The 11,922-nt window shown below is 39.0% G+C and carries 10 protein-coding genes; 3 read left to right on the top strand and 7 right to left on the bottom strand.

Going from position 1 to position 11,922, the window contains the following annotated elements:
- Positions 1 to 94 precede the first annotated feature (94 nt).
- The 4 genes from IKL48_02135 to IKL48_02120 are packed head-to-tail and all read right to left on the bottom strand — an operon-like array spanning position 95 to position 4,465.
- Positions 95 to 1,330: an O-antigen ligase family protein gene (locus tag IKL48_02135; protein ID MBR3603479.1), complete on the bottom strand. Its 1,236-nt coding sequence runs from the start codon at positions 1,328 to 1,330 to the stop codon at positions 95 to 97.
- Entirely contained in the window at positions 1,327 to 2,523 is a 1,197-nt protein-coding gene (locus IKL48_02130; GenBank protein MBR3603478.1) for a hypothetical protein, read from the bottom strand. Before IKL48_02130 ends, IKL48_02135 begins: the two co-directional genes overlap by 4 nt.
- On the bottom strand, positions 2,520 to 3,638 hold the full coding sequence (locus IKL48_02125; protein ID MBR3603477.1) for a glycosyltransferase family 1 protein: 1,119 nt from the start codon (positions 3,636 to 3,638) through the stop codon (positions 2,520 to 2,522). Before IKL48_02125 ends, IKL48_02130 begins: the two co-directional genes overlap by 4 nt.
- Before the next feature lie 2 nt (positions 3,639 to 3,640).
- A complete protein-coding gene (locus IKL48_02120) occupies positions 3,641 to 4,465 on the bottom strand; it encodes a glycosyltransferase (GenBank protein MBR3603476.1) in 825 nt (274 codons plus the stop codon).
- A gap of 199 nt (positions 4,466 to 4,664) precedes the next feature.
- On the opposite strand from IKL48_02120, the gene IKL48_02115 reads away from it, so the two are divergent.
- Together IKL48_02115 and IKL48_02110 are read left to right on the top strand one after the other, a co-directional pair.
- Entirely contained in the window at positions 4,665 to 5,759 is a 1,095-nt protein-coding gene (locus tag IKL48_02115; GenBank protein ID MBR3603475.1) for a choloylglycine hydrolase family protein, read from the top strand.
- A 112-nt stretch (positions 5,760 to 5,871) separates the two neighbouring features.
- Positions 5,872 to 6,477, top strand: a complete 606-nt coding sequence (locus IKL48_02110) for a hypothetical protein (GenBank protein MBR3603474.1) — start codon at positions 5,872 to 5,874, stop codon at positions 6,475 to 6,477.
- Between the two features lie 53 nt (positions 6,478 to 6,530).
- Here IKL48_02110 and IKL48_02105 read toward each other — a convergent pair whose 3' ends face one another.
- Positions 6,531 to 6,806, bottom strand: a complete 276-nt coding sequence (locus IKL48_02105; protein ID MBR3603473.1) for a metal-sensitive transcriptional regulator — start codon at positions 6,804 to 6,806, stop codon at positions 6,531 to 6,533.
- A gap of 409 nt (positions 6,807 to 7,215) precedes the next feature.
- Here IKL48_02105 and IKL48_02100 point away from each other — a divergent pair, with 409 nt between their 5' ends.
- Positions 7,216 to 7,800 carry a hypothetical protein gene (locus IKL48_02100; protein MBR3603472.1) on the top strand — a complete coding sequence of 195 codons (585 nt, stop codon included), beginning with the start codon at positions 7,216 to 7,218 and terminating at the stop codon, positions 7,798 to 7,800.
- Between the two features lie 650 nt (positions 7,801 to 8,450).
- On the opposite strand, the gene IKL48_02095 is transcribed toward IKL48_02100, so the two are convergent.
- Positions 8,451 to 9,602, bottom strand: coding sequence for an ATP-binding protein (locus tag IKL48_02095; protein ID MBR3603471.1), 1,152 nt, complete (start codon positions 9,600 to 9,602; stop codon positions 8,451 to 8,453).
- 1,088 nt (positions 9,603 to 10,690) lie between these two features.
- A partial coding sequence (locus IKL48_02090; GenBank protein ID MBR3603470.1) for a hypothetical protein occupies positions 10,691 to 11,922 on the bottom strand: 1,232 nt, incomplete at its 5' end.

Genomic DNA, 11,922 nt, shown 5'->3' with positions numbered 1-11,922 from the left:
GGATTTGAGCATTTGATAAGTACCGCGGACAATCGCTTCACAACCAAAGTTATATAAGCCGTAAATGCCGTACAATCCGATGGTTTTAAAAGTGTTAGCAGATGGTTTCATATTTTTTTAATACTCCCAACAAAATAAACAAAGTAAACAGCTCTTGCGGTTGGTGAAACGGATTGCCTGATAACGCATAAATCATAATAAAAGCAATACCTGATAAAGCGCCGAAACTCCATTCTTGCCCAGGGGCTTCGGAACGTAACAAGCCGTTTTTTACCCCTTTTAACATCTGCCGAAACAAAAGCGGAAAAAACAACAAAACACCCAAAAGACCCCACTCGGCCAAAAGTTGCAAATAGCCATTATGCGCACCGGCAAATTCAAAGAAATAATTACGGATACCGGACTCATTAAAAGCCACATCATAGCTATTGGCTCCGTTACCGACAAAAGGGCTTTGTATAAACATTTCCCAAGCCAATTGCCACAAAGGCTCTCTGGCAGAAAGCTCTATTTGTTGTGCGGTCCCTTTTGTTAAAAGCAAAGAGATTTGCTCTGCCAAAAAGCTCCAACAAAGCACCAACAACACACCTCCGGCAATTGCCGTAAAAATTCTCCTGCGCGTAGGCTTTTTTACCAAAGCGGCACACCCGAATAAAAGCGATAAAAAAGAGATGGCTAAAATCATGCTTCGTTTTTGGGTTTCCCATAAGGCATAATAAAACAAACCCAGCAAGCAAATACGCCCGACACACCAAACGAAAGAGCTTTTTTGCGCACTGAAGAATAATTTTCCGTACACCAAACAAAAGGCAATCCCCAGGTAAAAGCCCGTCAAACTCGGCTCTATAAAAAGCCCGGTATAGTGTTTGGCCACCGCCCCTGAGAGATAAACCATTTCAGCCTGGTTTCCCCAAAAAAACCATTTTTGCGAAGCGGCATAAAAAAAGCCCGGAAAAAACTTTTGCAATAAAACCGAAACCGCCAGCAGGACGCCTACACCTGTAAATAATTTCCATAAAAGCCGATAGGCCCGCTCATCTAATTGCACATGCATACACACCACACAAGCGGAAAACATCGCCGCATACAACAACCCTTGCGGAAAATTCATCAGCCCGCTTAAACACACATACAACAAAAGTAACCCCCAGCCAAACGTTATTTTTGTGATCTCTATTTTACGCAAAAAAGCCAAGGCAGACACAAATCCCCCCACCGCACAACACCACAGAGCGGCGGCTTTTGCCCCGGCCAAAGGTCCCGCATACGCACACAGAACACTTAAAAAAGCCAACACCGCCAAAACACTGCCACGCACACAGATTTTCATAATAAACCCGCCTTGGCAAAAATTTGGCGCACGATATGAGCCGGGCTAAAAGACTCCAAAGGTTCGTTTTTAATTTGTGAATTTCCAACCAGGATTTCGGCTAAGGCCTTTTTAATATCCGCTGCATTATTTCGGCAAAAGTAAAAACGCTGAAACGGCTCTAAAAAGCGGCGCAGTACTTCCTGTTCAGCCGGAGTGCCGTCTAAAATAAACAGCACTTTTTTATACGTTGCGGCATATTGGTAAATTTTCCCCGGGATTTGCCCACCCTTTTTGTTAGCTAAACAGACCAAAATGCCTGTTTCCTGTTCGCGGCGCTTCAAATCCGCCAAGTCCAAGCGGGGATAAATGGAAATTTTTTCCGTAGGCTCAAATAAACTTTCCGGAGATCCGCAAATACAAACGGAAACATTGCTTTGTTTGGCAGCTTGATAAAAAGGAGTCAAATCCCGCGAAAAAGGAAAATAATCGCCGAAATAGCCGAAATGATGGTTCGGGGCGGTGGCTTGGGCTTCTTTGTAATAATAAGGCAAAGCTACCCAATCCATTTTACCCGCCGAATCCGTGAACAATTCTTTTTGATATTGAAGGGTTAAAGGGCTTACATAAAAGACCCGGTCGCAAGCGGATAGCAATTCTTTTTCCATGGTAAATTGTTGCTTGTTTTTTTGGCGGTTGTATAAATCCAAATACCAAGGGTCTTCCCAAATTTCTATATGTTTTTTACAACGCACTTTTTTCTTTTTAATCAGTTGTACCGCCACCCAATGGCTATGCACCGGGGAAGAAAGAGAAATCACCACGTCATAATAGGGCAGAGCATTAAAACCGCGCACTGCGTTTTTGGCCCAAGCTCCATGCAAGCCGAAAGGTCCGTAAAAAGAGTTGACGGCTTTTCTTAGATAAGCAATGATATTGGTTTTCCAACTTTTACGTTGGTTTTGCAGATTGTTTTTGGTTTGTTTCCAAGAAGACGGCCGCATAAAGCGGTAAAGAAAATTATCGGGAAAGTAACAATATTGTGCTCCTTCGGGCAAGACCATGGAATCATCTGTCACTTGGCCTTTTTCTTCCACACAAAGCACTTGCACTTGATGTCCGTTTTCCACCAACCCGCGAATATATGCCAAATGGCACAAATTGGCAGAAGAATTAACCCGCAGACAGCTGCCCGCCACCACTAATATTTTCATAAAGTTCCCCCGGGCATAGACTCATAAAATTTTTGCATTTGCAGGGCACTATCCGAAATATCAAATCCTTTTTGTTTCAAGAGTTCTATGCCTTGTTTTCGCTCAAAACAAACTTGTGTTAACAGCCGTTGGGCCCATGCTTCGGGGCCCGCTTCCAGCGGTAAACGGCCACTGCAAGGCAACAGAACGCTTTCATCGGTAATACCGCAAGACAACACACAAGCTAACCCCGCCGCTTGCGCTTCTACCGCTGCTAACGGAAGCCCTTCATAAAAAGAGGGCATACAAAACACATCAAACGCTTGTAAAAGTGCGGGGGTATCTCGGCGCGCCCCTAAAAATTTCACTTTATTATCCAACCCCATTAGGCGGACCTTTGCCTTGATTTTCTCTTCCAAAGGCCCACTACCCACAAGCAAAAGAACGCACTGCGGATTTAACTTTACCGCTTCGGCAAAAGTATCCACTAAAAAAGTATGATTTTTTTGCTCATTGAAGCGACCGATATGCCCGATCACAAAAAGATTTTCCACCCCCAATTCTTTGCGTTTTTCGGCACGCGCTTGAGGGGTGTAAGTAAACTTTTCCAATTCAATGGCATTGTTAACAAGGGTAAATTTTTTGCCGAAATAAAACTTGCCCGCCGCCGTAGAACACGCCATTTGATGTGTTATTAACGGCCGCACCGCCCCGAGCATCAGGCGGTTGCGCAAAGCCGGTAAAGCCTTGTCGCTGTACTGCGTGCCATGGGCATGCTGAATAATAGTTTTCGCGCCAAAAAACTTAGCTAAAGGAAAAAAAAGCAAGTTTAAATGCGTAATGTGCGAATGAATCGTCAAGTAGCGGTGTTGACGAAAAAAAGCCACCGCAGATTTTAGAAAACGAAAGGGATTTTTCCCGATATTCGGCAATTGTTCCACGCGCCCGCCCAAGGCTTCTATTTCGGCCTGACAGGAGTGACAGGTAGGCAATAAAAACAAATAATCAAACTGCACCTTGCTTCTGTCCAGGCGGCGGTGCCAATTTAACACCACTTGTAAAACCCCGCTGCCCACATAGGCGCTGGAAACAATTTGCAAAATCCGCACAGGAGTAGAATTTTCTTTTTTATTCATTTTTAACGCAGAACTTTTCGGTAAAATAAACCGCGCCACGAATTGGGCAATAATACTTGCACGCAGAAACGTACCCCTACGTTGTGCCCATGCGTCAGCCAGGAAATAAGCCCCAACTGCCGCAAACGGCGGCTCAAGGCGTAATTGCTTTTGAAATATTTCCACCCGCCGCGGCGGGCATACATATTTTCATCTACGCGGGCATTGACTAATATGTTAGGCAAATTTGCCATCGGGTATTTTGCCGCCGCCAAACGCGCCCACAAATAATAATCTTCCAACAAATAAAAAGGCTGATAACCGCCCACAGCCGTAACAGCGCTTTTCTTAAACATAACGCTCATGTGATTAAAAGGGCAACGCTTTTTGAGAAATTTCAAAATGTCGGCAGGGTTTTCCGGCACGCGGCGCACCGATAGGGGCGTTAAGGTCGCGCTATCTGTCTCCTGCACCCAGCCGCCCAATACGGCTATATCCGTATTTTGTTTCAAAAAAGATATTTGTTGGGCAAAACGTCCGGGCAAGGAAATATCATCGGCGTCCATGCGCGCTACCCAGGGGCACGAGCAGACCGAAAGACCTTTATTCAGTGCTGCGCCCAACCCTACATTTTTGTCTAAAGGCAGTAAGCGTATCAAAGGGCTTTTCTGCGTAAAATCTGTTAAAACTTTTTGCAAATCCGCCCCGATAGGGCCGTCGGTCACCACCACGATTTCCTTTGGCAAAAGGCTGTTTTGCAAAACACTATCCAAAGCTTGGGCCAGCCATAGGGGGCGGTCCTTAGCGTAGACAGACATCAAAACAGAAAAAGAAAAATCCTGTTTCATATCCTAAATTATATGAATTTTTACTGCCCCTACGTACGCGTTTGCGGGGTTTCAGCCAAGGCCCTTTACATTTATGCCGCCCGATGCAACAAATCATATAATCTAAAATTTGATATTCACAAAAAAGATTTTTTATTTCATACTGCTAATACAGGGAGAAGGGCGGCAACACTATATTTATCCGCTCTTAAAAAGCAGTATGAAAAAAATAACAGCCTTATTGGCAGCAGCCACATTTACGGCTACGGCCGTTTCTCCGGCTTTGGCATGTACGGGGATTTCTCTGTCCGCCGAAGACGGAACCCGTATTCAAGCGCGTACCATTGAATGGAGCGGATACGATTTAAAGGCCAAATTGGCCGTTTGGCCGCGCGGTGTGAAAAAAACGTCTTATACACCTGAAGGAAAAAACGGCCTGAGCTGGACTACCCGCTATGGGGTAGTGGGGGCCACCACGATCATGGACGAGTTTATTACCGAAGGTATTAATGAAAAGGGGCTTTCGGCGGGGATTTTCTTTTTTTCCCATTATGGCAGTTTGGCGCCGTACAATCCTAAAAAAGCCAAACAATCGGTCAGCGATGCTGAGCTGGTCCCGTGGATATTGTCTAACTTTGCTTCGGTAGATGAAGTATTAAAACATCTTAAAAAGATAGATATTATTCCGATTGCCAAACCCGACGAAAAAGGTAATTATAATACCGGACATTGGCGCATTGCCGATGCCAGCGGACGCAACATTGTATTAGAAATCACCAACCGCGGAGAACGCAAAATCTATGAAAATAAAATCGGTGTGTTAACAAACTCTCCCGATTTTGCTTGGCATTTGGGCAACTTGAACAATTACATCAATCTCATGCCGGGCACGATACCCGCCAAAACCTTTGGCGGAGCGGATTTATTTTCGTTGGGGTCCGGCTCGGCGCTGTTGGGCATACCCGGTGATTTTACTCCGCCATCGCGCTTTATCCGTGCGTTCTTTTGGTTGCATGGTTCGCGCACGCCTGCCGATAAATACGGGGCAGTCACACAGGCTTTTCACATCTTAAATGCGTTTGATATTCCGATAGGGGCCGAGTTCGCACCGGACCAACCGATTCCGAATATACCCAGCGCTACCCAAGTGACCTGCGTTAGCGACACCACCCATCCGGCGTTTTATTACCGCACTATGTATAATTCTCAAATCCGCAAAGTGGATTTGACCCAAATAGACTTTAAAAAAGTCCCGTACACAACAACAGCTTTGGACGAAGATCCGAAAGAACAAATCAAAGAACGGACTTTCTGATCCGCACAATACAAAAAGGCCCCTTTGCGCAAGGGGCCTTTTTTTGCGGGTGAAAATAGCTTTTTATTTTCTTTTGTATAATCTAACTAGCAAAAAACACCAGGAAATTTTTATGAAGAAAATATTTGCATTATTATTGGGGTTAAATTTTTTGTCCGGTTGTACGGCTTTTTGTTTAAGCAAAGCAACGGCAGCACCGAATCGGGATTTTGAAGATAGATTACCCTATTTACAAGCGGTTTTTTTAAATGAAGAATCTTTAGAAAATTTCAATCCCGAAGCAGAGTTTGCTAGGGCAGATGACCCCATGGCTGAGAGATTTTACCGCGAAGTGGAAGCGAACTTAATTGAACCGGGAGAAAAAAAGGGATATTTGGTATTACTGCCACAGATGAATATAGCCCGAAACGGAGCATCTTTATATACGTTTTTGTCTGTGGTTACGTTAGGGCTTTCGCCGGCTTTAGGCTTACCGATCACGACGTTCACAAGCGTTACTGATTTGGAATTAAACGTATTGAATGCCCAGGGCGAATTGATAAAACAATATACTTCGCAAGCGTTCGTTCAAAATAAAGTCGGCTTCTATCACGGCGATTGCAATAGTGCGCGCAATTGTTATACCAAAGTCGCCTGGGAAGGCTATGAAAGTGCCTTAGACAACATTATTCAACAAGTTTACAAAGACAGGGCCTACTTAAGAGAACAATTAAATTAGTGCTTTTTTTCGGTTTCAAAACGCGTTCTATTGGCCCATTTTTTCAACGCTATTTAATGTTGCAACTTGTTAAAAAGTTCTTTAATCTCGGCAATTTTTTCTTGGGCAGCATTTTTATTGTCAAAAGAATCCGCCACACATTTTTCCAAGTGGGTAGATAAAATATTTTTTTCTACGGATATAATTGCCGAGCGTACCGCTTTTAATTGAATCAGGATTTCGGGACAATACCGCTGCTCATCTATCATTTTTTTAATACCTTCCAGCTGTCCGATCACTCTGTTTAAGCGGGGAAGTTCGGCCTTATGGCAAAGGTGTTTGTTTTCCATAATTTTCTCTCATTTCTTCTATTTCCCCGGAGATATTATCCGGGGAAATATATTCTCATATTATTTTTTGTCTGCCGGTTTCGGACATTTGCAAGTGGTTCCGTCGCATTGGCAGTTATCGCCACAAGTGCAAGGATCACAAGTGCATTTCGGATTTGAACATTTAGCCATATTTACCTCCTTATACCCTTGCGGGTATCTGTCTATATTATATACCCCCAGGGGGTATATGTCAAGAAATATTTTACATTATGCAAAAAAGCGTGGTTAACCCGAAAAAGATTTTACTTACTTCTTTTCAGATGTTTAGTATTTATCCGATAAGGAAATTGATATTAGTGGGGTTATTTGGTATAGTGAAAGGGTAGTTTAACCCATTCAAACCCGGTTGGTGTAAAGGATAAAGTTTATGAAAAAAATTTGGTTAGTTTTTGGAGTTTTATTTTTTGTTTCCACGAGTGCATCAGCCCAACTTACATCTGGCTTGATGAACTACGAAGTAACGCATAATTTGTTGCCGAAGGACAAATGGGAAACATCATTTAAAAAAGCAAATCAAAAAGCAGTAAATCAAATTCGGGCCGAAAAAGGCGCCGCTGCTGCTCAAGAACACTTAAAAAGTCTCTTAGATTACTACAAAAAATTTGCAGAAGATTCTACTCAACCCGAAGTGGTAAGAGAAAAAAGAATGGCTTCTTATAAACTGCTGATTTCTTTTACCGAACAACATTCCAAACTAGTAGAGCTTGCCGCTCAAGAAAAACCGGAAGAAATTGTTTTGCAAAATCTGCGCTATCAAATGGAAGCTCTGTACCATTCTTGGGCGGAAATAAAGACGTTAGATGGCAGTATGGCTTATCATATAAGGGAAATTGTCAGAGGGCATAAATATTGGATAGAATGTCTTGACACCGCTGTTTCTTTATATGGAGTGGTAAACGAAATTCACAGAATAACCATTCGGATTGAAGGCGAAGGAGAAAATTTCTTTTAGAGTGTAAAAGCGCGGTACAGGGATTGTCCTTTAAAACAGAAAGTTTATGTAGAAAAAGGACTTTTGCAAAGGATTAAATCAAAGGTGTGATTTTTATTCGTCGGCAAGAAACGAAAAAAAAAATTTAAAAACGCAGAGAGCTTTCGGGAAAACAATCGGATATTTTCTTTTTTAAAAAATCCCCCATCTTTTTGCTGTTTTTTTATTGAATCTTTCTTTTTATCTCATACTTTTGCTATAATAAATAGGTAGTCAAAACCGATTTTAGCCCAGTTGGCGCAGGGGTAGCGCGTTCCCTTGACATAGCCCCCTCAGAAGTCACAAATTTATCATTTTTTATACAAATCTCCGACGAAGAATCGGAGATTTTCTTTTTTAAGAAAAAATTTACAAATCCTCTGTTTTTTTGCAGTTTTTTGCTGTTTTTTGAACCTTTATGTAAATTTTTTGTAAATTTTTTTCTGGACCGTTTAAAAAATTTAGGGTTTAATTTAGATTAGTTAAATTAAGCATTTTAGGTTATTTATTGTATGCTCCCCACTTTTTCATTCGGTTATTAAAGATGTGTAAAAATATAAAAAACCAATAGCACCTGTAAAAACTTGATAAAAATAAAGACTTTTTACATGCTAAACATCTGATAAATCAGTTTATTTGAGAATACTCCACCATGGTTTAGCCATAACCTGCGGATGTAATGGCATCTCTGTAGAATTTAAAGATAAGATAGCCCTATTGGTGGCAGGCAAATCAACATTCTTTAATTTTCTGGCAAAGTCACTATGAATAGTCTGAGTGGCTTTGATTTCATATAAGTCTATGCTTTGGCCTTTATCTATAACCAAATCCGCTTCCACTTGATTTGAATCTCTGTAAAAATACAAATTATGTCCGGTGCGATTATAGATATTCTCTTTTACCGCTTCCATAATAATCATATTTTCAAATATAGCCCCTGCCATAGGTCCTTTAAGCAAGGTATCTGCATCTTTATAACGAAGCAAATATGCCAACAGCCCCGTATCCGTAAAATACACCTTGGGGGTTTTGACTAGTCTCTTGCTTGCATTATTAAAATAAGGGCGAAGCAAATAAATAATACGGCTGGATTCTAAAATAGAAATCCAATTTTTAACCGTAGCATTGGCTACCCCACAGTCATTGGCTAAGTCTTGCATATTGAGTAAATTGCCCACTCTGGCAGCTAATAATTCTAAAAACCGTTGGAAGGTAGCAATATCATGAATATTTTTTATTTGACGAACATCTCTTTCTACATAAGTAGATAAATAACTGCCGTAAAAGAGCTGTAAGTCCATCTCTTGCGTATTAGGAGTAGGATAAAACCCTTTAATAATTTGCTCAAAACAAGGAATGGGGTCTTGCGGTACCTTGTTTAACTCTTGAAAAGACAATGGCAAAAGCTCAAATAAAGCAACTCTTCCTGCCAAAGTTTCGGACATACCTTGCATTACATTAAACATTTGAGAACCCGTTAGCAGAAACCGTCCGTTTACCCTTTCTTTATCAATGTGCATTTTGATGTAGCTCAAAAGTTCCGGAATATATTGAATTTCATCAATAATAACGGGAGTTTGTAAGGTGGAAACAAATAAAGCCGGATCTTTTTTGGCGATGTTTCTGACGCTCAAATCATCAAATGTCACATAGTGATAGGTAGGGAAAAGCTGCTTAAGCAAAGTAGATTTTCCGGTCTGACGCGGTCCGGTCAGCACAACAGCAGGAAATTGTTGTACCGCAGATAACAAACTTTTTTCTAGGGTTCTATGTATGTATTGCATATTAAAAGTATAATTAAATTTATGATAAATGTAAAGTGTATTTTATAATTATCATAAAAAATACTCCATATGCTTATCATTTGTCCTAAAAATATGCTGAAAATCGATAATTTATCCTAAATTTAGGATAAATATAAAGTCAACTTGTAAATTATCATAAGAATATAGCAAATCGGTAATTTCTGTTCAATGTCTACTTTTCAGCCATGAATGTCTACTTTTGAGGTCCTAATGTCTACTTTTTGGATATATGGCTGATATATGGCACTTGATTAAAGAGAGGGTTTTTTTCTTCTAAAAAACTAAATGCCTGTTTTCTAAAAAGAGATAAGGGCGGAGAGAACACGCCCGCCCTTATATTATATTATGTCTTTGTAAGTAAGATAAAAATAATAACTTCAACTATATTCTCTAACCTAATGTATCCAGTCTGTTTTCCCAATTGAAAAAATTCAATAAAAATATGCTTTAACATTAATCAAATATTATTTTTATTTAACCTTGCATCAATAGTTTTTCTATTCAAAAAAGAATATTTTTTGATTTTATAACAAAAGCAATTTATGTTTTCATTATGATTATTTTTAATCCGATTCTAGTTTCTTTATCCATCTGATAAAAGCCTGTTATAACTTATTTTTAAGTAATTAAATTTATTTTTATCTATTGTTTAAAGTTATGACAAATTAATCATTTTTTGTAGTTGTTATGATAATTTAAAAATGAAATTTATATTTATCCGAATTTTAAGATTTTTTGATAATTTTCAATGGAATCTCCTTTCTACAATCTGTCATAAACCTATTTTTGTACATAAAATATAATCCAATCATAATCTTCTGTTATTTCTAACAAAATATCATTTGAAAATAAACATTTGCAATAAAGTTAATTTAAATTTAAAAGACTGTAACACAGGAGACAGAGTCAAAATGGTGAATAATAAATCAAAACAAGAATCCAAAGCCCGTTGGACAAGGCTATTAAAACCCACTTTTAAGACCAAGGCAAGGAAAACCAAGACTCGTTGGACTATTTTATTGAAATAGAAGGTAGGTTAGTTATTCTGTAGCCCTAGCAGATAAATATTAGTTGGAATCCTGTGTATGAGGTTTCCAATCTTTATAATATTCTTTTATTTCCTGTAATTCTTGACGATGGGTTAAATCTGGTTGCTGTAACAACTGCTCAATAATATCAAAGATATTTTCTTTTCCCCAAGTCTTCAAAGTATCATTCATAGAGTAACCCTGTGTACTCCTATATAATGTTTCACCTATTGCTTCCCAAAATATAAGTTCGTCTTCTTTAAATACAACTATAGAGTCTGCTTGTCGTTTTTCTAAATAATGGGCAGGATATTTGAAGTCTCTTAACCAGTCATAGAATGCAGCAAAATTATAGTAAGATTGTTTATAATAAAAACAATCCGATAATACATCTTTAGCATTCCAGTTTTGTTTTTGCAAAAAACCGATTAATTCTTTTGCCTCTTCAGAATTTTCTTGTAACAGAATGTGATATAAATAAATTTTATAGCAAATAGAATTAACCTCAAAAGCTATTTCTAATAAGGTCTGAGAGGGTATTTTTTTGTCTTTAACTATTTCTTTTATTTTTTCAAAAATAGAATCCAGTTCTCCTTTTTTAAAGGGAGTATTTTGCTGATTTATTAAATTTTTCCATGCAAAAGGGAGATAATTTAAAGATTTTAAATCTAAATTTTGTAAATGGAAGGAAATGTAAGAAAAGAAGCTACCTAATCCTTCTTGATTTTTCACAAGAAAGGCTTGAAGGTTTTCTACAGCGACATCCTGATTATGCTCTACTTTCAAATTATTCCACAAAGCATCTAATACTTTATCTGGAATTGTAGCTGGTGATAGGGTGTGATTATAATACCTGTAAAAATAGTTCTTACTATTTAAGGGTTTCTGAATATAAGAAACGGCCTTGTGCCTTTTTTCGTATAGAATTTCAAAATTGGTATAGGAGGAACCTTCTTTATCATATAAAAAAGTTAAATAAGCATGATTTAGTATGATAAATATTGGTTTTAAAAAATCTCCTCTTTCCGGATATAGGCTATACAGTGAGGAAAAATAGTTATCCCACTCTTTAAAAGTTTCTTCCTGAGTATTAACATTCTTATTATACGCATCTGTTACCCAAAATCTTTCGTTTTGGAAGATTTTATTATAGACCTCAGGAAAAGAAACCGATAAAATAGTTACTAGAAGAAACTGAAAAGGATCTACTTCTGTTTGTACTTTTTCTTGAAAAAAGGAATTCGTGAAACCTACTAAGATTTTTTTAGCTT

This window comes from Elusimicrobiaceae bacterium (assembly GCA_017520185.1).
GTDB lineage: Bacteria > Elusimicrobiota > Elusimicrobia > Elusimicrobiales > Elusimicrobiaceae > Avelusimicrobium.
Note: the sequence above shows the minus strand (reverse complement) of the source record. Positions and strands in the feature narration are given on the sequence as shown.